Raw genomic sequence first — 23,771 nt, 5'->3', positions numbered from 1 at the left:
CGCGACGCCCGGACTCCCCGTGCGAAGCGGTGCCGGTCCCGTCGTGCGACGGGACGCGGGTCACTTCTTGAAGGCGTAGTCCATGAGCTTCTTGGCGTCCGCGGTGCGGTTGTTCACCGACGGGGAGGCCAGGACCGTGCCGATGACGGTCTTGCCGCCGCGGGTGGCCGCGAAGACCAGGCAGTACTTGGCCTCCGGGCCCGAGCCGGTCTTCACGCCGATGGTGCCCTGGTAGCTGCCGAGCAGGTTGTTGGTGTTGGTCCACGACATGTAGCGGTAGCCGCCGCTCTTCGTCGTGACCTTCTGCTTGGTCGACTTGGTGCCGACGACCGTGCGGAAGGTGGAGTACTTCATCGCGTTGCTGGCGAGCTTGGTCAGGTCGCGCGGCGTCGAGTAGTTCGCACCACGCCCTATCCCGTCGAACGAGTCGAAGTGGGAGTTCTTCATGCCCAGGCTCTTGGCGGTGGCGTTCATCTGGCCGATGAACGACTTCACCCGGGCGTCCCGGGTCGAGCCGGTGCCGAACTTGTCGGCCAGCGCGTAGGCGGCGTCGCAGCCGGACGGGAGCATCAGCCCGTAGAGCAGCTGGCCGACGGTCACCTTGTCGCCGACGATCAGGTGGGCCGACGAGGCCCAGTTGTTGTTGACGATGTAGTCGCTGTACGCCTTCTGGACCGTGACCTGGGAATTCAGGTTGAGGCCCTTCTGGGCCAGCACCACCCGGGCCGTCATGATCTTGGTGGTGGAGCCGGTGGACCGGCGGGTGTCCGCGGCCTTGGCGAAGAGCGTCGACCCGGTGCCGTTGTTCATCACGAAACCGCCGGCGGCGGTGATGCCGGGCGTCGGGAGGGTCGCGGCCTGCGCCTGGGAGCCCAACGCGCCGGCGGTCAGGACGGCCCCGGTGGTGACGGCCACCGCGGATGCGCGCCGAATGCCCTTGATGCGCCTGATGCCTTTGATGCCGATTTTCAAGTGGATGCTCCAAATACCCCTGCAGTGCGGGCACATGAGAGTGCCGCTCCCTCTTGAGACACACGGGGCGGGGCAATGGATGCGCGGGCCCGGCTCTTGTTTCGGTCAAGTCCACGGGCCGGGCCCGGGTTCCTCCGGGGCCGGTGCGCCGACGCCCGTGGCGGGGGGCGGGATGCGCGGACCGGGCAGACGCGGACGGGCGGGGACGGGCGGGGACAACCCTTCAGTTTCCGATCATCAGGGCCCCCATAGACTGCACCTGCCCAGTGCCGGTCGGCACCCAGATATCCACAGCGGATATCCAGATTTCGACTTCCGGGAGACAATGCCGTGACCGAGTCCGTGTCCGAGCCCGAGTCCGCGAGCGCCCTCCGATCGGAGCACCGCGCGGACGTGATCGTCGTCGGCGCCGGCCCGGCCGGTGCGGCCACCGCGTACCACCTCGCCAAGTCCGGCCTGGACGTGCTGCTCCTGGAGAAGACCGCGTTCCCGCGCGAGAAGGTCTGCGGCGACGGGCTCACCCCGCGCGCCACCAAGCAGCTGATCGCGATGGGCATCGACATCTCCGAAGAGGCCGGCTGGCTGCGCAACAAGGGCCTGCGCATCATCGGCGGCGGCTCCCGACTCCAGCTCGACTGGCCGGAACTCGCCTCCTTCCCGGACTACGGTCTGGTCCGCAAGCGCGACGACTTCGACGAGCAGCTGGCCCGGCAGGCGCAGAAGGCCGGGGCCCGGCTCTACGAGCGGTGCAACGTGGGCGCGCCGATCGTCGACGAGCTGACCGGCCACATCTCCGGTGTGCACGCCAAGCTCGGCGAGGAGAAGGCGCCGGTGACCTTCCACGCCCCGCTCGTGGTCGCCGCCGACGGCAACTCCACCCGGCTGTCGCTGGCGATGGGGCTGCACCGGCGCGAGGACCGGCCGATGGGCGTCGCGGTGCGGACGTACTTCACCTCGCCGCGCCACGACGACGACTACCTGGAGTCCTGGCTGGAGCTGTGGGACCGCCGGGGCGCGCAGGACCGGCTGCTGCCGGGCTACGGCTGGATCTTCGGCATGGGGGACGGCACGAGCAACGTCGGCCTCGGGATCCTCAACTCCAGCTCCGCCTTCCGGGAGCTGGACTGGCGGGAGATCCTCAAGGCGTGGTGCGCCTCGATGCCGGCCGACTGGGGCTACACCCCGGAGAACATGACCGGTCCGATCCGCGGTGCGGCCCTGCCGATGGCCTTCAACCGCCAGCCGCACTACACCAAGGGCCTGCTCCTGGTCGGCGACGCCGGCGGTCTGGTGAACCCGTTCAACGGCGAGGGCATCGCGTACGCCATGGAGTCCGGCGCGATCGCGGCCGAGGTGATCGTCCAGGCGCAGGCCCGGGCGACGTACGCGCAGCGCGAGCTGGCGTTGCAGCGCTACCCGAAGGTCCTCAAGGACACCTACGGCGGCTACTACTCCCTGGGCCGGGCGTTCGTGAAGCTGATCGGGAACCCCAAGGTGATGCAGATCGCCACCCAGCGCGGCCTGACCCACCCGCTGCTGATGCGCTTCACGCTCAAGATGCTCGCCAACCTCACCGACCCCACGGGCGGCGACGCGATGGACCGGATCATCAACGGTCTGAGCAAGGTCGCGCCGAAGGCCTGACGCACGTCGCGCGCCGGCCCCGGGAAAACGGGGCCGGCCCGCCCCAACCCCCGTGACCAGCGGAGTGACTGAGCCCTCCCGTTGGCCGGGGGTTTTCGCCGCATCGCGGAGCTGATCCCGTGCGCCGTCTACACGGAGCGCCCGGACGCCGGCCACCGCCTCCACGCCGGCCACCACGCCCGGCTCGACGCCGACCTGGGGGAGTTCCTCAAGCGCTGACGGGCCGGCGGCCGGCCCCGGACGACGCGGAAACCGCCCCTCCCGAGCGGGGGAGGGGCGGTTTCCGTAGGGCGTCTTACGGTGCGGTGGTCGGTCAGAGGACGCGCACCGCGCCGGTGGGCATGTCGTAGCTGAGGGGGCGCTCGACGATGCCGGTGCTCGGGTTCTGGGCGCCGATGAAGTTGCCGTTACCGACGTAGACGGCGACGTGGTAGGCGCTGCCGGCGCTGCCCCAGTAGAGGATGTCGCCGACCTGGAGGTTGCCGAGGCCGACCTGGGTGCCGGTGGTCGACTGGCTCTGCGAGACCCGCGGCAGGTCGATGCCGATCTGGGAGAACGCGGCCTGGGTCAGGCCGGAGCAGTCGTACGAGGACGGGCCGCTGGAGCCGAGCACGTACGCCTTGCCGAGCTGCGACTTCAGGAAGGAGACGAGGGTGGAGACGCTGCCGGAGGCCGCGGGGGCGTCGGAGACGGCGGAGAGCGTGCTGCGCGCGTCGGAGCGGGAGGCGCGGGTCTGCGCGGCCTCCTTGGCCTTGCGGGCCTCCTCGGCGGCCTTCTTCGCCTCGGCCTCGGCCTTGGCCTGCTTCTCCGCGGCGGCCTTCGCCTTGTCCGCGGCCTTGTCGGCCTTGGCGGCCGCGGCGTCCTGGAGCGCCTGACGCTCGTAGCTGAACGCGGCCTGCTGGGCGGCGTCCGCGCTCTTGGCGGCGCTGGTGGCCAGCGCCGTAGTGATGGTGGGCATCTCCTGGGTTTCGGAGACGGGCTTCTCGGCGGCATTGGCCGGCACGGTCGCGCCGGTCACCGCGAGGGTGAGGAAGCCACCGGTCACGCCCGCACGCAGGGCCCGCGAGGACGCGGAGCGGCGGGGCTTCCGGTGGCTGGGTATGAGTGCGTTCGGGGACATGGCACCACGGCTATCAGGAGCCGCAGGTTGCTGCCAACAAAGGTGGGGTGCGCCACACTTGGCGTGTACGCGACGAATAAAACGGACTTTTTGTCAGCCGTCGCGCCGCTGACGCGATGTCCGAATTTCGCGATCATGTTCCTACGCACGGCATTTGATGTTCGGCGCGGCCTCCGGGGGCGCTTATCACTTCTTGATCCGCCACGCCAAGGCTTCCCGGACGTCAAGGTCTTATGACTCCAAGCCGCGTGGGATAGGTCACTCGTGAGTGTCCGTTATGTTCCCGTGACCGACCGTCGGTTCCCGGCCGGCCGTGCACCGCCCCGGAGTTCCGCGGATCCACCCTCCGCTCGTGAGCGGGAGCACGTACCAACGATCACGAGAGGGTCACGAGAGCATCACGTCTACGGCCGTCGCGCATATAGCAGTTGACTCGCGTCCAGCGCCAATTTGCTTGCGAGGCTTGGTTCTTGATAGTGAAACCACCGCTCTGACCAGCGGTAACCGGGGTGAATGTCACCTCTGGTGATCACTCGCGCGCTTCGTGTGTGGAGATCACCGGTCATCCGACTTCATGATCCTTCGTCAGGTGGTGAAGATCACAAAGGCGTTGTCTCACCCCGTGTCGCAGATCACAGACCGACGGGCATAAGATGCGGGCATCGGGCTTGTGAACTGCCTCACATATCCACGATCACCGGGGCAGCGGGCGAGTCCGAGCGGACCGCCATCCAGTCATCGTCGACTGAAGGGAGCGAGGACGGTGAACGCTTACGCGCCCATCCTCGTACTGGGAGCCCTCGGGGCAGGCTTTGCGATCTTCTCCGTGGTCATGGCCACGCTCATCGGCCCCAGGCGCTACAACCGGGCCAAGCTCGAAGCGTACGAATGCGGAATCGAGCCGACGCCACAGCCGTCCGGTGGCGGTCGCTTCCCGATCAAGTACTACCTGACGGCGATGCTCTTCATCGTCTTCGACATCGAGATCGTCTTCCTCTATCCCTGGGCGGTCAGCTTCGACGCCCTGGGACTGTTCGGGCTCGTCGAGATGCTCCTCTTCGCGCTCACCGTCTTCGTCGCCTACGCCTACGTCTGGCGTCGCGGCGGCCTGGAATGGGACTAGGGGGCACCAATGGGACTGGAAGAGAAGCTGCCCAGCGGCTTTTTGCTGACCACCGTCGAGCAGGCCGCGGGCTGGGTGCGTAAGTCATCGGTCTTCCCCGCGACCTTCGGGCTGGCCTGCTGCGCCATCGAGATGATGACCACCGGCGCCGGGCGCTACGACCTGGCCCGCTTCGGCATGGAGGTCTTCCGCGGCTCCCCGCGGCAGGCCGACCTGATGATCGTGGCCGGCCGGGTGAGCCAGAAGATGGCGCCGGTGCTGCGGCAGGTCTACGACCAGATGCCGAACCCGAAGTGGGTGATCTCCATGGGGGTTTGCGCCTCCTCGGGCGGCATGTTCAACAACTACGCGATCGTGCAGGGCGTCGACCACATCGTCCCGGTCGACATCTACCTGCCGGGCTGCCCGCCCCGCCCCGAGATGCTCATGGACGCCATCCTCAAGCTCCACAAGAAGATCCAGGGCACCAAGCTCGGGGTCAACGCGGTGCAGGCGGCCCACGAGGAAGAGGCCGCGGCGCTCAGGGCACTCCCGCTGATCGAGATGGACCGCTCGTCAGAGAAGAAAGGGCTGCTGCGGTGAGCGAGCCGACGAACCCCCCGAACCCGGACGCCCCCGACGAGGCCGTCCCGGCGCAGCGCGCGGACACCGGTGAGGTGATCGGCACCCGCCGCGGGATGTTCGGCGCCAACGACGGCGGTGACACGTCCGGTTACGGCGGGCTGGTCCGCACCGTCCGCCTGCCCGGCGCCAGCACCCGCCCCTACGGGGGGCCGGACGGCGCCGAGGGCGCCGGCGTCTTCGACGAGATCGCCGACGAGCTGGAGGGCGCCCTCGACGAACAGGGCCTGGTGCCCGAGCACGTCATCGACAAGACCGTCGTCGACCGCGGCGAGATCACCTTCCACGTCCAGCGGGAGTACCTGCCGGCCGTCGCCCGGACCCTGCGCGACGACCCCGCGCTCCGCTTCGAGCTGTGCACCGGCGTCAGCGGGGTCCACTACCCCGATGACAAGGGCCGCGAGCTGCACGCCGTTTACCACCTGCGCTCGATCACCCACAACCGGCTGATCCGGCTGGAGGTCACCGCCCCCGACGCAGACCCGCACGTGCCGTCCACCGTCGACATCTATCCGACCAACGACTGGCACGAGCGCGAGACCTACGACTTCTTCGGCCTGATCTTCGACGGGCACCCGGCGCTCACCCGGATCATGATGCCGGACGACTGGCAGGGCTTCCCGCAGCGCAAGGACTACCCCCTCGGCGGCATCCCCGTCGAGTACAAGGGCGCGCAGATCCCGGCTCCCGACCAGCGGAGGTCGTACACCTGATGAGCACTCCCAGTGAGACGTCCCGGGCCACCCCCCGCGAGACCACCGAGGGCCCCGTCTACACCGTCACCGGCGGCGACTGGGACGAGATCGCCGCGGCCGCCGCCAAGTCCGACGACGAGCGGATCATCGTCAACATGGGGCCGCAGCACCCCTCCACCCACGGCGTGCTCCGGCTGATCCTGGAGATCGACGGCGAGACCGTCACCGAGGCCCGCTGCGGCATCGGCTACCTCCACACCGGCATCGAGAAGAACCTCGAATTCCGCACCTGGACGCAGGGCACCACGTTCGTGACGCGGATGGACTACCTCACGCCGTTCTTCAACGAGACGGCGTACTGCCTGGCCGTGGAGAAGCTGCTCGGCATCACCGACGACGTCCCGGACCGGGCCTCGGTGATCCGCGTGCTGCTGATGGAACTCAACCGGCTCTCCTCCCACCTGGTGTGCATCGCCACCGGCGGCATGGAGCTGGGCGCCACCACGATCATGATCTACGGCTTCCGGGACCGGGAACTGATCCTCGACATCTACGAGCTGATCACCGGCCTGCGGATGAACCACGCCTACGTCCGCCCCGGCGGCCTGGCCCAGGACCTGCCGCCCGGCGCCGTCGACCAGATCCGCGCCTTCGTCAAGAAGATGCAGAAGAACATGGCCGAGTACGACAAGCTCGCCACCGGCAACCCGGTCTTCAAGGCGCGCATGGAGGGCATCGGCTACCTCGACCTGGCCGGCTGCATGGCCACCGGCGCCACCGGGCCCCTCGTCCGCTCCGCCGGACTGCCCCACGACCTGCGCAAGACGCAGCCGTACTGTGGATACGAGACCTACGACTTCGAGGTGCCGACCGCCGACACCTGCGACGCCTACGGCCGGTTCCTGATCCGGCTGGAGGAGATGCGCCAGTCGCTGCGGATCGTCGAACAGTGCCTGGACCGGCTGGAGCCGGGGCCGGTGATGGTCGCCGACAAGAAGATCGCCTGGCCCGCCCAGTTGGCCCTCGGCCCCGACGGCCTGGGCAACTCCCTGGACCACATCAAGAAGATCATGGGCACCTCGATGGAGGCCCTGATCCACCACTTCAAGCTGGTGACGGAGGGCTTCAGGGTCCCGCCCGGAGAGGTGTACACCGCCGTCGAGTCGCCCAAGGGCGAACTGGGCGTGCACGCGGTCAGCGACGGCGGCACCCGCCCCTACCGGGTGCACTTCCGCGACCCCTCGTTCACCAACCTCCAGGCCATGGCGGCGATGTGCGAAGGCGGCCAGGTCGCCGACGTCATCGTCGCCGTCGCGTCCATCGACCCCGTGATGGGAGGCGTCGACCGGTGAACGCCACTCCGGCACCCAAGGACGTCCAGCTGGGGATGCCCCAGCTTCCGGCCCCCGACTATCCGGCCGACGTCAAGGCCCGGCTCGCCGCGGACGCGCGGGAGGTGATCGCCCGCTACCCCGATTCCCGCTCGGCGCTGCTGCCGCTGCTGCACCTCGTCCAGGCCGAGGAAGGCCACGTCACCCGCACCGGCGTCCGCTTCTGCGCCGAACAGCTCGACCTGACCACCGCCGAGGTCACCGCGGTCTCGACGTTCTACTCGATGTACCGCCGGGGGCCCAGCGGCGACTACCAGGTCGGGGTCTGCACCAACACCCTGTGCGCGGTGATGGGCGGCGACGCCATCTTCGAGGAGCTCAAGGAGCACCTCGGCGTCGACAACGGCGGGACCACCGAGGACGGCGCGATCACCCTCGAACACATCGAGTGCAACGCCGCCTGCGACTTCGCGCCCGTCGTGATGGTCAACTGGGAGTTCTTCGACAACCAGACGCCCCGCTCCGCCCGGCAGCTCGTCGACGACCTGCGGGCCGGCCGGACCGTCGAACCCACCCGCGGCGCCCCGCTCTGTTCGTTCAAGGAGACCGCCCGGATCCTCGCCGGCTTCCCCGACGGCCGGTCCGGTGCCGTCGAGGCGACCGGCGGGGCCGGGCCCGCCTCGCTGGTCGGACTGCGCCTGGCCCGGGGCGAGGCCCCGGCCGGGCCCGCCACGGACCACGTCATCGCACCCCGGGCGGCGGCCTCCGCCGGCGAACCGCCCAGCGGGCACCCCGGTGAGCAGGCGCCCCCGGCCCACCCCAGCTCGCACGACGCCCCGCAGCAGACCTCGGCCTCCGACGACGCCTTCCCGGCCGGGCCCACCGCCAAGGAGGGGGAGTGATGACCGTGGCAGCCGAATTCGGCGGTGCCTCCCGGCCGCACGCCGGCGGAACGACCCATCCGGAGAAGGTCCTCGCACCGGTCCTCTCCGCGTTCTGGGACGACCCGAAGTCCTGGACGCTGGAGACCTACCTGCGCCACGAGGGGTACGAAGGCGCCCGCAAGGCCCTCGCGATGGCCCCGGACGACGTCATCGCCTACGTCAAGGACTCCGGGCTCCGCGGACGCGGCGGCGCCGGCTTCCCGACCGGCATGAAGTGGCAGTTCATCCCGCAGGGCGACGGCAAACCGCACTACCTGGTGGTCAACGCCGACGAGTCGGAGCCGGGGACCTGCAAGGACATCCCGCTGCTCTTCGCCAACCCGCACGCGCTGATCGAGGGGATCGTGATCGCCTGCCACGCGATCCGCTCGCACCACGCCTTCATCTACCTGCGCGGTGAGGTCGTGCCCGTGCTGCGCCGCCTGCACGAGGCCGTGCGGGAGGCGTACGCGGCGGGCTTCCTCGGCAAGGGCGCCCTCGGCTCGGGCCTCGACCTGGACGTCACGGTGCACGCGGGCGCCGGCGCGTACATCTGCGGCGAGGAGACCGCGCTGCTGGACTCGCTGGAAGGTCGTCGTGGCCAACCTCGTCTGCGACCCCCCTTCCCCGCCGTGGCCGGCCTCTACGCCTGCCCCACTGTGGTGAACAACGTCGAATCCATCGCCTCGGTTCCCGCGATCCTGAACAAGGGCAAGGAGTGGTTCAGGTCGATGGGCAGCGAGAAGTCCCCGGGCTTCACGCTCTACTCGCTCAGCGGCCACGTCGCCAACCCCGGCCAGTACGAAGGCCCGTTGGGCATCACCCTGCGCCAGCTGCTGGAGGTCAGCGGCGGGATGCGCCCCGGCCACCGGCTGAAGTTCTGGACGCCGGGCGGCTCCTCCACCCCGATGTTCACCGACGAGCACCTCGACGTACCGCTCGACTACGAGGGCGTCGGCGCGGCCGGCTCGATGCTCGGCACCAAGGCGCTGCAGTGCTTCGACGAGACCACCTGCGTGGTCCGGGCGGTGACCCGCTGGACGGAGTTCTACGCCCACGAGTCCTGCGGGAAGTGCACGCCGTGCCGCGAAGGGACGTACTGGCTGGTGCAGTTGCTGCGCGACATCGAGGCCGGCCGGGGCCGGCTCGCCGACCTCGACAAGCTCGCCGACATCGCCGACAACATCAACGGCAAGTCCTTCTGCGCCCTCGGTGACGGCGCCGCCTCGCCGATCTTCTCCTCGCTCCAGTACTTCCGCGCGGAGTACGAGGAGCACATCACCGGCAAGGGCTGCCCCTTCGACCCCGCCAAGTCGACCCTCTGGGCCGACAACGACGCTCACCTGGGGGTGAACGCATGACCGTGCTCCAGCCAAGCAGCGGCCCCGCCGCGGGCCAGCGCCCCAACGGGGGCGGGGCGGCGGCGGTGCCACCGGAGGACCTCGTCACCCTGACGATCGACGGCATCGAGATCTCCGTTCCCAAGGGGACGTTGGTCATCCGGGCCGCCGAACTCCTCGGCATCGAGATCCCGCGCTTCTGCGACCACCCGCTGCTGGACCCGGCGGGCGCCTGCCGGCAGTGCATCGTCGAGGTCGAGGGCCAGCGCAAGCCGATGGCCTCCTGCACCATCACCTGCACCGACGGGATGGTGGTCCGCACGCAGCTGACCTCCCCGGTCGCCGAGAAGGCGCAGCGCGGCGTGATGGAGCTGCTGCTGATCAACCACCCCCTGGACTGCCCGGTCTGCGACAAGGGCGGCGAGTGCCCGCTGCAGAACCAGGCGATGCAGGTCGGCGACCCCGACTCCCGCTTCGAGGGCAAGAAGCGCACCTACGAGAAGCCGGTGCCGATCTCCACCCAGGTGCTGCTGGACCGCGAGCGGTGCGTGCTGTGCGCGCGGTGCACCCGCTTCAGCAACCAGATCGCCGGCGACCCGATGATCGAGCTGGTCGAGCGCGGTGCCCTCCAACAGGTCGGCACCGGCGAGGGCGACCCGTTCGCGTCGTACTTCTCCGGGAACACCATCCAGATCTGCCCGGTGGGCGCGCTCACCTCGGCCGCCTACCGCTTCCGTTCCCGCCCCTTCGACCTGGTCTCCTCGCCGTCGGTGTGCGAGCACTGCGCGGGCGGTTGCGCGACCCGCACCGACCACCGGCGCGGCAAGGTGCTGCGGCGGCTGGCGGCGGACGACCCCGAGGTCAACGAGGAGTGGATCTGCGACAAGGGCCGGTTCGCCTTCCGGTACGCGCAGGCCCGCGACCGGCTGGAGCACCCGCTGGTGCGCAACGCCGAGACCGGCGAACTGGAGCCGGCGAGCTGGCCCGCCGCGCTGGACGCCGCGGCGCGCGGGCTGGCCGCCGCCCGGGGCCGGGCCGGCGTGCTGACCGGCGGCCGGCTGACCGTCGAGGACGCCTACGCGTACGCCAAGTTCGCCCGGGTCGCGCTGCACACCAACGACATCGACTTCCGGGCCCGGCCGCACAGCGCGGAGGAGGCGGACTTCCTCGCCGCCCACGTCGCCGGCCGCGGCCGGGACCTCGACGGGAGCGGCGTCACCTACACCTCGTTGGAGCAGGCGCCGGCGGTCCTGCTGGCCGGCATCGAGGCGGAGGAGGAGGCGCCCGGCGTCTTCCTGCGGCTGCGCAAGGCGCACCGCAAGCACGGCCAGCGCACCTGGGGGCTGGCCAGCCACGCCACCCGCGGGTTGATCAAGGCGGGCGGGACGCTGCTGCCGGCCGCGCCCGGCACCGAGACCGAATGGCTGGACGCGCTCGCGGGCGGCGTCGGGCTGGACGGCGAGGGCCGGGCCGCGGCCGAGGCGTTGCGCGCGGACGGCGCGGTGATCATCGTCGGCGAGCGGCTGGCGGCGGTGCCCGGAGCGCTGACCGCGGCGCTGCGCACCGCCGCCGCCACCGGCGCCCACCTGGTGTGGATGCCGCGCCGGGCGGGCGAGCGGGGGGCCGTCGAGGTGGGTGCGCTGCCTGGGCTGTTGCCCGGTGGCCGGCCGGCCACCGACCCGGTGGCGCGGGACGAGGTCGCCGCGGCCTGGGGCGTCGGCGCGCTGCCGCACCGGCACGGTCGGGACGCCGGCCAGATCGTCGAGGCCGCGGCCACCGGCGAGCTGGCCGCCCTGCTGGTGGCGGGCGTGGAGGTGGCCGACCTGCCCGATCCGGCGCGGGTGTTGGCGGCGCTGGACGAGGTCGGGTTCCTGGTCAGCGTGGAGCTGCGGCCCTCCCGGGTCACCGAGCGGGCCGACGTGGTCCTCCCGGTGGCGGCGGTGGTGGAGAAGGCCGGCACCTTCCTCAACTGGGAGGGCCGGGCCCGGTCGTTCGAGGCCGCGCTCAAGCCGGACCAGATGACCCGGCGACAGCTGATGCCGGACTCCCGGGTCCTCCAGATGCTCGCCGACGCCATGGACGCGGACCTGGACCTGCCGGACGTGCCCGCGGTGCGGCGGGAGCTGGACCGGCTCGGCGCCTGGCGCGGCCCGTTCGCCGGTCAACCGACTGAGACGGGACGGTCGTTGCCCCGTCCGGCCCCGGGTGAGGCCGTGCTCGCCGGGCACCGGCTCCTGTTGGACCAGGGGCTGCTCCAGGAGGGCGACGAGGCGCTGGCCGGGACCCGGCACGCCGCGGTCGCCCGCCTGTCGTCGGCCACCGCCGAGGAGACCGGCGTCGCGGACGGCGAGGTGGTGGTGGTCACCGGGCCGGCCGGCTCGGTGCGGTTGCCGCTCCAGGTCACGACGATGCCGGACCGGGTGGTGTGGCTGCCGCTGAATTCCGTGGGGGGCGGCGTCGCCGCCGACACCGGGGCGCACCCCGGTGAGCTGGTCGAGGTCAGTGCCTCCCGCACACCCCCATCCGATACGCCGGCGCCGGCCGGGGAGGTGGACGCATGATGCAGCATCCCGGTTTTCCGGTGGCCGCGTTGGCCGCCCAGGAAGACCTGTCGATGTTCGGGCGCGACCCGTGGTGGCTGGTCGTCATCAAGGCGGTGTTCTGCTTCGCGTTCCTGATGCTGACGGTGTTGTTCTCCATCGTCTGGGAGCGCAAGGTCGTCGCCTGGATGCAGCTGCGGATCGGTCCGAACCGGCACGGGCCCTGGGGGATGCTCCAGTCCCTGGCCGACGGCATCAAGTTGATGCTGAAGGAGGACCTGGTCGTCCGGCGGGCCGACAAGGCGGTGTACATCCTGGCGCCCATCGTGGCGGCGATCCCGGCCTTCATGGCGATCGCGGTGATCCCCTTCGGTCCGGCGGACAACGAGATCTCGATCTTCGGGCACCGCACGCCGATGCAGCTGACCGACCTCCCGATCGGCGTCCTGTACATCCTGGCCACGGCCTCGGTCGGCATCTACGGCATCGTGCTGGCGGGTTGGTCCTCCGGTTCGACGTACCCGCTGCTGGGCGGCCTGCGGTCGTGCGCGCAGATGATCTCGTACGAGATCGCGATGGGCGCGGCGTTCGCGTCGGTCTTCCTGTACTCCGGGTCGATGTCGACGTCGACCATCGTGGAGTCGCAGACGAACAAGTGGTACGTGCTGCTGCTGCCGGTGTCCTTCCTCATCTACATCATCACGATGGTGGGGGAGACCAACCGGGCGCCGTTCGACATGCCGGAGTCCGAGGGCGACCTGGTCGGCGGCTTCAACACCGAGTACTCGTCCATCAAGTTCGCGATGTTCATGCTGGCCGAGTACGTCAACATGGTCACCGTCTCGTCGGTCGCGGTCACCCTCTTCCTCGGCGGGTGGCGGGCGCCCTGGCCCGTCTCGACCTTCTGGGAGGGCGCGAACCACGGCTGGTGGCCGATGCTCTGGTTCGTCCTCAAGGTGCAGCTGCTGCTGTTCTTCTTCATCTGGCTGCGCGGGACGCTGCCCCGGGTCCGCTACGACCAGTTGATGCGGCTGGGCTGGAAGGTCCTCATCCCGGTGTCGATGGTGTGGCTGTTGCTCGTCGCCACCGTCCGGGCCCTGAAGAACGAGGGCTACGACTTCTCCCAGATCGTGCTGTACGTGGGCGGCAGTGCGGTGGCGCTGTTGCTGATCTCGCTGGTCGTGGACTTCTTCCGGCGGGTGGAGCCGGAGGGCGACGGCGACGCCGCGTTCGACCCGATGGCCGGTGGGTTCCCCGTTCCGCCGCTGCCCGGGCAGACCGTGCCGCCGGTGCCGCGCAGGCGGCCCCGTCGCGACGGAGAGTTGATTGTCAGTGGTCGGGTGGACACTGTGAGTGACGGAATCGAGAGCGACGGAAAGGGGGGCGACGGTGCCTGAGTTCGAGAACCCGGTGGCCGGCTTCGGCGTGACCTTCAAGGCCATGTTCAAGAAGCGGCTGACCGAGCAGTACCCCGAGGAGAAGAAGCCGACGGCGCCGCGTTTCCACGGCCGGCACCAGCTCAACCGCCATCCGGACGGGCTGGAGAAGTGCATCGGCTGCGAGCTGTGCGCCTGGGCCTGTCCGGCGGACGCGATCTACGTCGAGGGCGCGGACAACACCGAAGAGGAGCGCTACTCCCCGGGCGAGCGGTACGGCGCGGTCTACCAGATCAACTACCTCCGCTGCATCCTGTGCGGCCTGTGCGTGGAGGCCTGCCCGACCCGCGCGCTCACCATGACCAACGAGTACGAACTCGCCGACCGGTCCCGCGAATCGCTCATCTACACCAAGGAAGAGCTGCTCGTGGGCCTGTCGGAGGGGATGGTCGACTCCCCGCACGCGATCTTCCCGGGGATGACCGAACGGGACTACTACAACGGGCTGGTGGACCAGGCCGCGCCGGGCACGGTCCGGCAGGTGGCCCGCTCCAAGGGGGAGACCCCCGAGGACGCGGCGGCCGGGGCAGCCGGGTCGACGGGGTCGGCCGAACGGCCGGGCGCGACGGGCAAGGAGGCGCGCGCATGACGCACCTCGCCGCCGCGGCCTCCACGGGCGAGGCCGTGCAGTTCTGGATCCTGGGGATCGTCGCCGTGGCCGGCGCGCTGTGCACGATCCTGATGAAGCGGGCCGTGCACAGCGCCCTCTCGCTCGCCGGGACCATGATCGTCCTGGCGGTCTTCTACCTGGCCAACGGCGCGTACTTCCTCGGCGTCGTGCAGGTCGTGGTGTACACCGGCGCGATCATGATGCTGTTCCTGTTCGTGGTGATGCTGGTCGGCGTCACCGCGGCGGACTCCCTCAAGGAGACCCTCAAGGGCCAGCGTTGGCTCGCCGCCGGCCTGGGCCTCGGCTTCGGCATCCTGCTGATCGCCGGGATCGGCAACGCCTCGCTCAAGGAGTTCAACGGCCTGGCCGACGCCAACGCCGGGGGCAACGTCCAGGGCCTGGCCGCGCTGATCTTCACCAAGTACGTCTTCGCCTTCGAGATCACCGGCGCGCTGCTGATCACCGCGGTGGTCGGGGCGATGGTGCTGACCCACCGGGAGCGCACCGAGCGCGCCAAGACCCAGCGGGAGCTGTCCGAGGCCCGCGTCCGCGAGGGCAAGCAGGTGACCCCGCTGCCCGCACCGGGCGTCTACGCCCGGCACAACGCGGTCGACATCCCCGGTCTGCTGCCGGACGGCACCCCGTCCGAGCTGACGGTCAGTCCGACGCTGCGGGAGCGCGGTCAGGTCCGGGACGTCTCCGGGCAGTCGCTGGCCGACCTCAAGGCGCTGGAGCAGCGGTCCGAGGAGTGGTTGGGGCGGGAGTCCGGCGGGTCGCCGAAGAAGCGGCCCGGCCCCTCGGCACCGAAGGAGGGTGCCCAGAAATGAACCCGGTCTACTACCTCTACCTCGCCGCCCTGTTGTTCACCATCGGCGCGGCCGGCGTGCTGATCAGGCGGAACGCCATCGTGGTGTTCATGTGCATCGAGCTGATGCTGAACGCCTGCAACCTCGCCTTTGTCACCTTCTCGCGGATGCACGGGAATCTGGACGGCCAGATCATCGCCTTCTTCACGATGGTCGTCGCCGCTGCGGAGGTCGTGGTCGGCCTGGCCATCATCGTGTCGATCTTCCGCACCCGTCATTCGGCCTCGGTCGACGACGCCAGCCTGATGAAGCTGTAAGGGGTCGCACAAAGTGGAGAACTTGATCGCGCTGCTCGTCGCGGCACCGCTGGTCGGTGCGGCCCTGCTGTTGTGCGGCGGCAAACGCCTGGACCGCACCGGGCACTGGATCGGCACGCTCCTCGCGGTGGCGTCGTTCGCCGTCGCGGTGGTGCTCTTCGTCGACATGCTCGGCAAGGGCGCCGAGCACCGGGCGCTGCACCAGCACCTGTTCAGCTGGATCCCGGTCGGTGGCTTCCGGGCCGACCTCGCCTTCCAGCTGGACCAGTTGTCGATGACCTTCGCCCTGCTGATCACGGGTGTCGGGTCCCTGATCCACATCTATTCGATCGGCTACATGGAGCACGACGAGCGGCGCCGCCGCTTCTTCGGCTACCTCAACCTCTTCCTGGCGGCGATGCTGCTGCTCGTCCTCGCCGACAACTACCTCCTGCTGTACGTCGGTTGGGAGGGCGTGGGCCTGGCGTCGTACCTGCTCATCGGGTTCTGGCAGCACAAGCCCAGCGCGGCGACCGCCGCGAAGAAGGCGTTCCTGGTCAACCGCGTCGGCGACATGGGCCTGTCCATCGCGATCATGCTGATGTTCACGACGTTCGGCACGTTCGCCTTCGGGCCGGTGCTCACCGCGACCGGCGGCGCCTCCGAGGGCAAGCTGACCGCCATCGGGCTGGTGCTGCTGCTGGCCGCCTGCGGCAAGTCGGCGCAGGTGCCGCTGCAGTCCTGGCTGGGCGACGCGATGGAGGGCCCGACGCCGGTGTCGGCGCTGATCCACGCCGCCACGATGGTGACCGCCGGGGTGTACCTGATCACCCGCTCCGGGGCGATCTTCAACGCCGCGCCGGACGCGCAGACCGCGGTGGTCGCGGTCGGCGCGGTCACCCTGCTGTTCGGTGCGATCGTCGGTTGCGCCAAGGACGACATCAAGAAGGCGCTGGCCGGTTCGACGATGTCGCAGATCGGCTACATGGTCCTGGCCGCGGGGCTGGGCCCGATCGGCTACGCCTTCGCGATCATGCACCTGGTCACCCACGGCTTCTTCAAGGCGGGCCTCTTCCTCGGCGCCGGTTCGGTGATGCACGGGATGAACGACGAGGTGGACATGCGTCGTTACGGCGGCCTGCGCAGGTACATGCCGGTCACCTTCGTCACCTTCGGGCTCGGCTACCTGGCCATCATCGGCTTCCCCGGGCTCTCCGGCTTCTTCTCCAAGGACAAGATCATCGAGGCGGCGTTCGCCCGCGGCGGCACCGAGGGCTGGATCCTCGGCGGTGCGGCCCTGTTGGGCGCCGCGCTCACCGCGTTCTACATGACGCGGGTGATGCTGATGACGTTCTTCGGCGAGAAGCGGTGGGACCCGAAGGAGGTGCACCCGCACGAGTCGCCGAAGGTGATGACGATCCCGATGATCGTGCTGGCCGTCGGTTCGGTCTTCGCGGGCGGGCTGTTCAGCGCGGGCGACTCCTTCGTCCGCTGGCTGGAGCCGGTCACCTCGTTCGCGCACGGCCACTCCCCGGTGAGTGCCGGTGCGGTCACCGCCGCCACGATGGTGGTGCTGGTGATCGGCGTCGGCATCGCCTGGCTGATGTACGGCCGCAAGGCGGTCCCGGCCACCGCGCCGCGCGGTTCGCTGCTGACCCGGGCGGCCCGCCGCGACCTGCTCCAGGACGACTTCAACCACGTCGTCCTGGTACGGGGCGGCGAGCACCTGACCCGCACGCTGGTCTACCTCGACCACTCCCTGGTGGACGGCGCGGTCAACGGCACGGCGGCCTCGATGGGCGGACTCTCCAGCCGGCTGCGCCAGTTGCAGACCGGATTCGTCCGCTCCTACGCGGTCCAGATGCTGGGCGGGGCCGCCGTTCTCGTCGCCGCGACCCTGCTGATGAGGGGTGTCTGAGCCATGTCGTTTCCCCTGCTGACGGCGACCGCCGCGGTGCCGGCGATCGGTGCGATCGCCACCGCCGCGGTGCCCGCCGCCAAGCGCACCGCCGCCAAGTGGCTGGCGCTGCTGTTCTCGCTGGCCACGCTGGCGCTGGCGCTGGTGATCGCGGTGCGCTTCGACCCCGGCGCGAAGGGGCCGTTCCAGCTCACCGAATCCCACGCCTGGATCCGGGACTTCGGGGTCCGCTACGACCTCGGCGTGGACGGCATCGCGGTCGCCCTGATCGCGCTGACCGCGTTGCTCATCCCGTTCGTCATCCTGGCCGGCTGGCACGACGCCGATCCCCTGGAGGGCGCGGAGCCCAATCGCCGCTGGCGGCCCACCCAGGGCTTCTTCGCGCTGATCCTGGCGGTCGAGGCGATGGTGGTGCTCTCCTTCGAGGCCACCGACGTCTTCCTCTTCTACATCTTCTTCGAAGCCATGCTGATCCCGATGTACTTCCTCATCGGCGGCTTCGGGGACCGGGCCGGTGGGCGCGGCGAGCAGCAGGCCGCCGCCCAGCGCTCCTACGCCGCGGTGAAGTTCCTGCTCTACAACCTCGTCGGCGGTCTGATCATGCTGGCCGCGGTGATCGGGCTGTACGCCGTCACCGCCGACCAGTTGGGCGCCGGCACCTTCTCGCTGACGCGGATCGTCGAGGCCAGGGCCTCCGGCGCGCTGACCCTCGGCACCGGCACCGAGCGGCTGCTGTTCCTCGGCTTCTTCTTCGCGTTCGCGGTGAAGGCGCCGCTGTGGCCGCTGCACACCTGGCTGCCCAACGCCATGGGCGAGGCGACCTCCCCGGTCGCGGTGCTGATCACCGCGGTCGTCGACAAGGTCGGCACGTTCGCGATGCTGCGCTTCTGCCTCCAGCTCTTCCCGGAGGCCAGCAGCTGGGCCACCCCGGTGATCCTGGTGCTGGCGCTGATCAGCATCGTCTACGGCGCGCTGGTCGCCGTCGGCCAGCGGGACATCAAGCGGCTGATCGCCTACGCCTCGATCTCGCACTTCGGCTTCATCATCCTGGGCATCTTCGCGATGACCTCCCAGGGCCAGGGCGGCGCGACGCTCTACATGGTCAACCACGGCATCTCGACCGCCGCGCTGATGCTGGTGGCCGGCTTCCTGATCAGCCGCCGCGGTTCGCGGTTGATCGCGGACTACGGCGGGGTCCAGAAGGTCGCCCCGATCCTCGCCGGCACCTTCCTCATCGGCGGCCTGGCCACCCTGTCGCTGCCCGGGCTGGCGCCGTTCGTCAGTGAGTTCCTGGTCCTGGTGGGCACGTTCAGCCGCTATCCGGTGATCGGGATCATCGCCACCGTCGGCATCGTCCTGGCCGCGCTGTACGTCCTCGTCCTGTACCAGCGGACGATGACCGGCCCGGTCAAGGCGGAGGTCAGCAAGATGCCCGACCTCAGGGCGCGGGAGCTGGTGGTGGTCGCGCCGCTGATCGCGCTGCTGCTCTTCCTCGGGGTGTATCCCAAGCCGCTCACCGACATCGTCAATCCGGCGGTCCAGCACACCCTGTCCGTCGTGGACAAGAAGGACCCTAAGCCCACCGTGCAGGTGGACGCCGTGCCAGGTTCGGGCCGGCACGGCCAGACCGCGCAGACCCAAGACGTGGAGGCCGCGAAGTGAGTTCCGTGGCGAGTGTCCACAGCCTGTGGACGGCAGCGGCCGAGCTGCCGGCCAAGATCCCGGCACCGCGGATCGAGTACGTCCAGCTGTCGCCGACGCTGATCATCCTCGGTGCCGCGATCGTCGGCGTCCTGATCGAGGCGTTCCTGCCGCGCCGTGGCCGCTACTACGCCCAGGTGCTGCTGACCGTGGTGGCGCTGGCCGCCGCGTTCGCCGCGGTGATCGGGCTGGCCGCGGGCGGCTTCGGCTCGTCCAAGGCGCACCTGGCCGCGATGGGCGCGATCGCGGTGGACGGCCCGGCGCTGTTCCTCCAGGGCACGATCCTGTTGGTGTCGCTGATCGCGGTGTTCACCTTCGCCGAGCGCCGGCTGGATCCGGCGACCCACGGCAAGCGGGTGGACTCCTTCGCGGCGCAGGCCGCCGCCGTCCCCGGCGGCGAGGCCGAACAGGCCGCGGTCAAGGCCGGTTTCACCACCACCGAGGTCTTCCCGGTCCTGCTCTTCGCGGTCGGCGGCATGCTGATCTTCCCGGCCGCCAACGACCTGCTGACCCTCTTCATCGCGCTGGAGGTCTTCTCCCTCCCGCTCTACGTCCTGTGCGCGCTGGCCCGCCGGCAGCGGCTGCTCTCGCAGGAGTCCGCGGTGAAGTACTTCCTGCTCGGCGCCTTCTCCTCGGCCTTCCTGCTGTTCGGCGTGGCCCTGCTCTACGGCTACGCCGGCACCGTGACGTACGCCGGCATCGCCGAGGTGATCTCGGACGGCGCCCGGCAGGTCGACCCGGCGCTGGCCGGCACGATGGGCAACGACGCGCTGCTGCTGATCGGCGGGGCGCTGGTGCTGATGGGCCTGCTGTTCAAGGTGGGCGCGGTGCCGTTCCACATGTGGACGCCGGACGTCTACCAGGGCGCCCCGACCCCGGTGACGGGGTTCATGGCGGCCGCCACCAAGGTCGCCGCGTTCGGCGCGCTGCTGCGGCTGCTGTACGTGGTCCTGCCCGGCATGCGCTGGGACTGGCGGCCGGTGATGTGGGGCGTGGCGATCCTGACCATGCTGGGCGGTGCGGTGCTGGCCATCACGCAGACCGACATCAAGCGGCTGCTGGCCTACTCCTCCATCGCGCACGCGGGGTTCATCCTCGCCGGTGTCATCGCCGCCAGCCAGGACGGCATCTCCTCGGTGCTCTTCTACCTGGCGGCGTACTCCTTCGTCACGCTCGGCGCGTTCGCCGTGGTGACGCTGGTGCGGGACGCCGGCGGCGAGGCCACCCACCTGTCCAAGTGGGCCGGGCTCGGGCGGCGTTCGCCCCTGGTGGCCGCGGTCTTCGCGGTCTTCCTGCTGGCCTTCGCCGGCATCCCGCTGACGTCCGGGTTCGCCGGGAAGTTCGCGGTGTTCAAGGCGGCGGCGGAGAGCGGCGCGGGCTGGCTGGTGGTGATCGGTGTGATCTCCTCGGCGATCGCGGCGTTCTTCTACATCCGGGTGATCGTGCTGATGTTCTTCAGCGAGCCGAAGGCGGACGGTCCGACGGTGGCGGTGCCCAGCGTGCTGACGTCCACCACCATCGCGGTCGGCGTCGCGGCCACGCTGGTGCTGGGCCTGGCGCCGCAGTACTTCCTCGACCTGGCCGGGCACGCGTCAGTCTTCATCCGCTGATCCGCCGGCCCGACGCACGGCCGCCGCCCGGTGCCCCCAAGGGGGTGCCGGGCGGCGGCCGTTGCGGTGCGGGGCCGCGGTCAGCTCTTGGGCAGGTCCGGCAGCTTGGGCATCTCGGGGATCTTGACGCTGCCGTCCTCGGTCTTGGTGTACGTGTCGGTCGGCCCGTTCTTCCAGCTGACGGTCAGGGTCTTGCCGTCGGCACCGGTCTTGAGGGTGCCCATGGTGCGGGTGGTGTCGCCGTCGGTGCACTTGAGGACGGCCATGGTCATCCCGGCCATCTTCTCGATCTTGCCCATGCAGGCGGACTGGTGCCCGTTGCTGAACGCGACGGTGCCCTTGGCGACCACCAGGACCAGCGGGCTGGCGGCCGTGCCGCCCTTCCAGGCGCCCTCGATGGTGCTGGGGTCCGCCGCCTTGCCGTCGCCGCCGCCCGCACTCGACGGTGCGGTCGGTGGCGTCTTGCTCGGGGTGCCGGCGTCCTTGCCGCTGCCGCCGCTGCTTCCGCAACCGCTGAGCAGCAGCGCGGCGATGGCGGCCGCCCCGGCGAACTGCGCTGCCTTGCGCACGTACGTCTCCTCCGTTGTGGGACAGGGAGACGTGAGGCTAGCAGCGGCCCGGGGCGGCCGGTGGGCGGGCGACGCGGTCAGCTCGCCGCCGCGGACTTCCGCTCCCGCACGGCGCGTTCGACCGCGTGCGCCGTCCACTCGGTGCGGGCCAGCCGCCGCAACGTGCGCCGTGCGGCGCGGTGGCCGTTGCCGGGCAGCAGCTTGCCGTCCAGGTCGCAGGCGGCGGCCAGGGCGGCGAGCGTCCGGGCGCGGGGGTCCGGCAGGCCGGCGTCCAGTGCCGCCGCGAACCGTTCCCTGGCCGGCCCGGCCAGGTCCACCGACCCGGCCGGGAACCGCTCGTAGGGGAAGAGGCCCAGCGCCCGCCGGGTCTGCCGGCGCAGCGCACCGCGGTCCGTCAACTGCCCGACGCACAGCTCGTGGACCGTGCCGCCGGCCCGGCGCACCCAGGGCCGGGCCCGGACGCCGCGGTGGTCCTTCTCCGGGCCGGGCAGTGCGGCGAGCGCCCCGTCCAGCACCGGGTCGCCGAGCGGCAGCGGCCGGGCCACCACGACCCGGCCGTCCCGCTCGACGATCCGCCCGGCCGCCGCCAGGTCGGCGAGGGCCGCCCCGGCCAGCCCGAACCGCAGGAACTGGCCGGGGACCAGGGGCCGACCGCGCGCCGGGTCGAGGCCGAGCAGCAGCAGTTCCTCGGGGAGGGTGAGGTCGGCGGCCGGGCGGGTGGTCATGCGGGGGCGCCCGCGGGGTCTTCCAGGGCGGGCAGTACCCGGCCGGTGACCTCGCCGAGGCCGATCCGGACGCCGTCCGGGCCGGGCGCCCAGGCGGTGAGGGTGACCTCGTCGCCGTCCTGGAGGTAGGGGCCCTTGCCCCGGGTGAGTTCCAGCAGGCAGCCGAGCTGGTCGGGTTCGGGGCCGGAGACGGTGCCGGAGGCGTAGAGGTCGCCGGTGCGCAGCGAGGCGCCGTTGACGGTCAGGTGGGCGAGCTGCTGGGCGGCCGTCCAGTACATCGCGGCGAACGGCGGGCGGGAGAGCACCTCGCCGTTGAGCCGCACCTCGATGCGCAGGTCCAGGCCGCCCGGCTCGGCGGCGGTGTCGTCGAGGTACGGCAGCGGCGGCACGTCCCGGGCGGGCGGTGCCGTACGGGCCGCGTCGAAGGCGTCGAGCGGGGTGATCCAGGCGGAGACGGAGGTGGCGAAGGACTTGCCGAGGAACGGGCCGAGCGGCACGTACTCCCATGCCTGGATGTCGCGTGCGGACCAGTCGTTGACCAGGCAGACGCCGAAGACGTGCGTGCGGAAGGCGTCCAGGCCGACCGGCGCGTGCAGGGTGGAGGGCGTGCCGACGACGAAGCCGACCTCGGCCTCGATGTCCAGGCGGGTGGACGGGCCGAAGACCGGTGCCGCGTCGGCCGGTGCCTTGCGCTGGCCGTGCGGCCGCACCACCGGGGTGCCGGAGACCACGACGGTGCCGGCCCGGCCGTGGTAACCGATGGGCAGGTGCTTCCAGTTGGGCGGCAACGCGGCGTCGTCGGGGCGGAAGATCCGGCCGACGTTGGTGGCGTGGTGCTCGCTGGAGTAGAAGTCGACGTAGTCGGCGACGTCGAAGGGCAGGTGGAGGGTGACGTCGTCCAACGGGCGCAGCAGCGGGGCCACCGTGGTGCGGTGCGCCGGGTCGGTGAGGGCGGTGCGGACGGCCGCGTGGACCTCCTGCCACACCGGGCGGCCGGCGGCCAACAGCGGGTTGAGGGTGTCGGCGGCGAGCAGGGCGGCGTGCGCGGCGGGGACGACGTCGGGCAGGGCGTCGGGCAGGGCGCCCAGGTCCAGGACGTGCCGGCCGTAGCGGACGCCGAGCCGGCGCAGGCCGGGTGCGTCGGCGGTGCTGAAGACGCCGTAGGGGAGGGTGTGCGGGCCGAAGGGGTCGCCTTCGGTCAGGTCGAACGGGCTCTGCTCGGGCATGGACAGTGCTCCTCGCGCTCGTCGTCGCCGGTGGGCGGCCGGCCGGTGGGGTGTCCCCTGCTCGCACCGCGTGGAGAGCCTGGGGAAGGGTGCCCCGTGGACCGGTGGGTCCGTCGACCAGGGTACGACCGGCGGCGATCACCGGGGTGGTCCTCGGCCGGGAAGGAGCGGTAGCGGGCCGGGAAGCGGCGGGCGGGGCGGTGGGCGCGCGGGCAACGGACCGTCGGAGTTCGGAAGAACCTTGCCGCAAGGTGCAATTCGGGCGCAGCGTACGGCGGGTGGCATTCCGGACGATCGGGGAGCGGGAGGTTCGGGAGTGGTGGGTGTAGCGTCCGGGCGCGATGGCCGGAATCGGTCGCGGCGTCGCCCGCCGGCGAAATCGCCGGCTCCTGGAGAGAGTGAACAATGCGGTGCGGTCGGCGGGGTGTGATCGCTCCCGGTAGTGCCGGTTTCGTCCGGCCACCACTGTGACGCCAGGGGCTTCTGAGTCGTCTGAAGCCCCTACTGCCCCATCTCTCCCACGGAAACGCCGCACCGGGTGACGATCGGAAACCTACCCCCCGGA

Annotated in this window: 21 protein-coding genes; 16 read left to right on the top strand and 5 right to left on the bottom strand. The window is 70.7% G+C overall.

Features of this window, described 5'->3' with window-relative positions; all coding sequences use genetic code 11:
* Positions 1 to 60: 60 nt before the first annotated feature.
* Complete coding sequence (locus ABD385_RS26655; RefSeq protein ID WP_425585482.1) at positions 61 to 1,008, bottom strand: D-alanyl-D-alanine carboxypeptidase family protein; 948 nt, start codon at positions 1,006 to 1,008, stop codon at positions 61 to 63.
* A gap of 261 nt (positions 1,009 to 1,269) precedes the next feature.
* Between ABD385_RS26655 and ABD385_RS26650 the strand changes: the two genes are divergently transcribed.
* Positions 1,270 to 2,616 carry a geranylgeranyl reductase family protein gene (locus ABD385_RS26650; RefSeq protein WP_344580842.1) on the top strand — a complete coding sequence of 449 codons (1,347 nt, stop codon included), beginning with the start codon at positions 1,270 to 1,272 and terminating at the stop codon, positions 2,614 to 2,616.
* A gap of 81 nt (positions 2,617 to 2,697) precedes the next feature.
* Positions 2,698 to 2,835 carry a hypothetical protein gene (locus ABD385_RS26645; RefSeq protein ID WP_344580671.1) on the top strand — a complete coding sequence of 46 codons (138 nt, stop codon included), beginning with the start codon at positions 2,698 to 2,700 and terminating at the stop codon, positions 2,833 to 2,835.
* A gap of 94 nt (positions 2,836 to 2,929) precedes the next feature.
* On the opposite strand, the gene ABD385_RS26640 is transcribed toward ABD385_RS26645, so the two are convergent.
* Positions 2,930 to 3,736, bottom strand: a complete 807-nt coding sequence (locus ABD385_RS26640) for a C40 family peptidase (RefSeq protein WP_344580668.1) — start codon at positions 3,734 to 3,736, stop codon at positions 2,930 to 2,932.
* 763 nt (positions 3,737 to 4,499) lie between these two features.
* Here ABD385_RS26640 and ABD385_RS26635 point away from each other — a divergent pair.
* From ABD385_RS26635 to nuoN, 14 genes are read left to right on the top strand one after another with little or no spacing between them, the layout of a single operon-like run.
* Entirely contained in the window at positions 4,500 to 4,859 is a 360-nt protein-coding gene (locus tag ABD385_RS26635; protein WP_016574488.1) for an NADH-quinone oxidoreductase subunit A, read from the top strand.
* 9 nt (positions 4,860 to 4,868) lie between these two features.
* A complete protein-coding gene (locus ABD385_RS26630) occupies positions 4,869 to 5,441 on the top strand; it encodes a NuoB/complex I 20 kDa subunit family protein (protein ID WP_344580665.1) in 573 nt (190 codons plus the stop codon).
* Complete coding sequence (locus ABD385_RS26625) at positions 5,438 to 6,193, top strand: NADH-quinone oxidoreductase subunit C (protein WP_344580663.1); 756 nt, start codon at positions 5,438 to 5,440, stop codon at positions 6,191 to 6,193. The genes ABD385_RS26630 and ABD385_RS26625 overlap by 4 nt, the downstream gene beginning before the upstream one ends.
* The gene (locus tag ABD385_RS26620) at positions 6,193 to 7,527 is read left to right on the top strand and encodes an NADH-quinone oxidoreductase subunit D (protein WP_344580661.1); all 1,335 of its coding nucleotides are present in this window, start codon (positions 6,193 to 6,195) and stop codon (positions 7,525 to 7,527) included. The genes ABD385_RS26625 and ABD385_RS26620 overlap by 1 nt, the downstream gene beginning before the upstream one ends.
* Positions 7,528 to 7,562: 35 nt before the next feature.
* Positions 7,563 to 8,408, top strand: coding sequence for an NADH-quinone oxidoreductase subunit NuoE (gene nuoE / locus ABD385_RS26615; protein WP_344580841.1), 846 nt, complete (start codon positions 7,563 to 7,565; stop codon positions 8,406 to 8,408).
* Positions 8,408 to 9,790, top strand: a complete 1,383-nt coding sequence (gene nuoF / locus ABD385_RS26610) for an NADH-quinone oxidoreductase subunit NuoF (RefSeq protein WP_344580660.1) — start codon at positions 8,408 to 8,410, stop codon at positions 9,788 to 9,790. Before nuoE ends, nuoF begins: the two co-directional genes overlap by 1 nt.
* A complete protein-coding gene (locus ABD385_RS26605) occupies positions 9,787 to 12,330 on the top strand; it encodes an NADH-quinone oxidoreductase subunit G (RefSeq protein ID WP_344580658.1) in 2,544 nt (847 codons plus the stop codon). The genes nuoF and ABD385_RS26605 overlap by 4 nt, the downstream gene beginning before the upstream one ends.
* A complete protein-coding gene (nuoH, locus tag ABD385_RS26600; RefSeq protein WP_344580655.1) occupies positions 12,327 to 13,706 on the top strand; it encodes an NADH-quinone oxidoreductase subunit NuoH in 1,380 nt (459 codons plus the stop codon). Before ABD385_RS26605 ends, nuoH begins: the two co-directional genes overlap by 4 nt.
* Entirely contained in the window at positions 13,699 to 14,334 is a 636-nt protein-coding gene (gene nuoI / locus ABD385_RS26595) for an NADH-quinone oxidoreductase subunit NuoI (protein WP_344580652.1), read from the top strand. The genes nuoH and nuoI overlap by 8 nt, the downstream gene beginning before the upstream one ends.
* Positions 14,331 to 15,182 (top strand): NADH-quinone oxidoreductase subunit J, encoded by an 852-nt coding sequence (locus ABD385_RS26590; RefSeq protein ID WP_344580649.1) that lies wholly within the window; start codon positions 14,331 to 14,333, stop codon positions 15,180 to 15,182. Before nuoI ends, ABD385_RS26590 begins: the two co-directional genes overlap by 4 nt.
* Positions 15,179 to 15,478: an NADH-quinone oxidoreductase subunit NuoK gene (gene nuoK, locus ABD385_RS26585; protein ID WP_016573026.1), complete on the top strand. Its 300-nt coding sequence runs from the start codon at positions 15,179 to 15,181 to the stop codon at positions 15,476 to 15,478. Before ABD385_RS26590 ends, nuoK begins: the two co-directional genes overlap by 4 nt.
* 13 nt (positions 15,479 to 15,491) lie before the next feature.
* On the top strand, positions 15,492 to 17,375 hold the full coding sequence (gene nuoL, locus ABD385_RS26580) for an NADH-quinone oxidoreductase subunit L (RefSeq protein WP_344580644.1): 1,884 nt from the start codon (positions 15,492 to 15,494) through the stop codon (positions 17,373 to 17,375).
* Between the two features lie 3 nt (positions 17,376 to 17,378).
* Positions 17,379 to 19,037 (top strand): NADH-quinone oxidoreductase subunit M, encoded by a 1,659-nt coding sequence (locus ABD385_RS26575; protein WP_344580641.1) that lies wholly within the window; start codon positions 17,379 to 17,381, stop codon positions 19,035 to 19,037.
* A complete protein-coding gene (gene nuoN / locus ABD385_RS26570) occupies positions 19,034 to 20,686 on the top strand; it encodes an NADH-quinone oxidoreductase subunit NuoN (protein WP_344580638.1) in 1,653 nt (550 codons plus the stop codon). Before ABD385_RS26575 ends, nuoN begins: the two co-directional genes overlap by 4 nt.
* A gap of 80 nt (positions 20,687 to 20,766) precedes the next feature.
* Here nuoN and ABD385_RS26565 read toward each other — a convergent pair whose 3' ends face one another.
* The 3 genes from ABD385_RS26565 to fahA all read right to left on the bottom strand — a co-directional run bounded on the left by ABD385_RS26565 (position 20,767) and on the right by fahA (position 23,206).
* A complete protein-coding gene (locus ABD385_RS26565; protein WP_344580636.1) occupies positions 20,767 to 21,255 on the bottom strand; it encodes a hypothetical protein in 489 nt (162 codons plus the stop codon).
* 77 nt (positions 21,256 to 21,332) lie between these two features.
* The gene (locus ABD385_RS26560) at positions 21,333 to 21,980 is read right to left on the bottom strand and encodes a GPP34 family phosphoprotein (protein WP_344580633.1); all 648 of its coding nucleotides are present in this window, start codon (positions 21,978 to 21,980) and stop codon (positions 21,333 to 21,335) included.
* Positions 21,977 to 23,206 (bottom strand): fumarylacetoacetase, encoded by a 1,230-nt coding sequence (fahA, locus tag ABD385_RS26555; RefSeq protein WP_344580631.1) that lies wholly within the window; start codon positions 23,204 to 23,206, stop codon positions 21,977 to 21,979. Before fahA ends, ABD385_RS26560 begins: the two co-directional genes overlap by 4 nt.
* Positions 23,207 to 23,771: the final 565 nt, after the last annotated feature.

Source organism: Streptomyces lunalinharesii (assembly GCF_039532155.1).
In the GTDB taxonomy this organism is placed as follows: Bacteria; Actinomycetota; Actinomycetes; order Streptomycetales; family Streptomycetaceae; genus Streptomyces; species Streptomyces lunalinharesii.
Note: the sequence above shows the minus strand (reverse complement) of the source record. Positions and strands in the feature narration are given on the sequence as shown.

What these genes read in the sequence shown, in the direction of transcription:
- nuoF (WP_344580660.1), top strand. Translation starts at nt 8,408, where the DNA reads ATGACCGTGGCAGCCGAATTCGGCGGTGCCTCCCGGCCGCACGCCGGC.
- ABD385_RS26605 (WP_344580658.1), top strand. Translation starts at nt 9,787, where the DNA reads ATGACCGTGCTCCAGCCAAGCAGCGGCCCCGCCGCGGGCCAGCGCCCC.
- ABD385_RS26640 (WP_344580668.1), bottom strand. Translation starts at nt 3,736, where the DNA reads ATGTCCCCGAACGCACTCATACCCAGCCACCGGAAGCCCCGCCGCTCC.
- nuoE (WP_344580841.1), top strand. Translation starts at nt 7,563, where the DNA reads ATGCCCCAGCTTCCGGCCCCCGACTATCCGGCCGACGTCAAGGCCCGG.
- ABD385_RS26620 (WP_344580661.1), top strand. Translation starts at nt 6,193, where the DNA reads ATGAGCACTCCCAGTGAGACGTCCCGGGCCACCCCCCGCGAGACCACC.
- ABD385_RS26560 (WP_344580633.1), bottom strand. Translation starts at nt 21,980, where the DNA reads ATGACCACCCGCCCGGCCGCCGACCTCACCCTCCCCGAGGAACTGCTG.
- ABD385_RS26655 (WP_425585482.1), bottom strand. Translation starts at nt 1,008, where the DNA reads ATGTGCCCGCACTGCAGGGGTATTTGGAGCATCCACTTGAAAATCGGC.
- ABD385_RS26630 (WP_344580665.1), top strand. Translation starts at nt 4,869, where the DNA reads ATGGGACTGGAAGAGAAGCTGCCCAGCGGCTTTTTGCTGACCACCGTC.
- ABD385_RS26575 (WP_344580641.1), top strand. Translation starts at nt 17,379, where the DNA reads ATGTCGTTTCCCCTGCTGACGGCGACCGCCGCGGTGCCGGCGATCGGT.
- nuoH (WP_344580655.1), top strand. Translation starts at nt 12,327, where the DNA reads ATGATGCAGCATCCCGGTTTTCCGGTGGCCGCGTTGGCCGCCCAGGAA.
- nuoK (WP_016573026.1), top strand. Translation starts at nt 15,179, where the DNA reads ATGAACCCGGTCTACTACCTCTACCTCGCCGCCCTGTTGTTCACCATC.
- fahA (WP_344580631.1), bottom strand. Translation starts at nt 23,206, where the DNA reads ATGCCCGAGCAGAGCCCGTTCGACCTGACCGAAGGCGACCCCTTCGGC.
- ABD385_RS26590 (WP_344580649.1), top strand. Translation starts at nt 14,331, where the DNA reads ATGACGCACCTCGCCGCCGCGGCCTCCACGGGCGAGGCCGTGCAGTTC.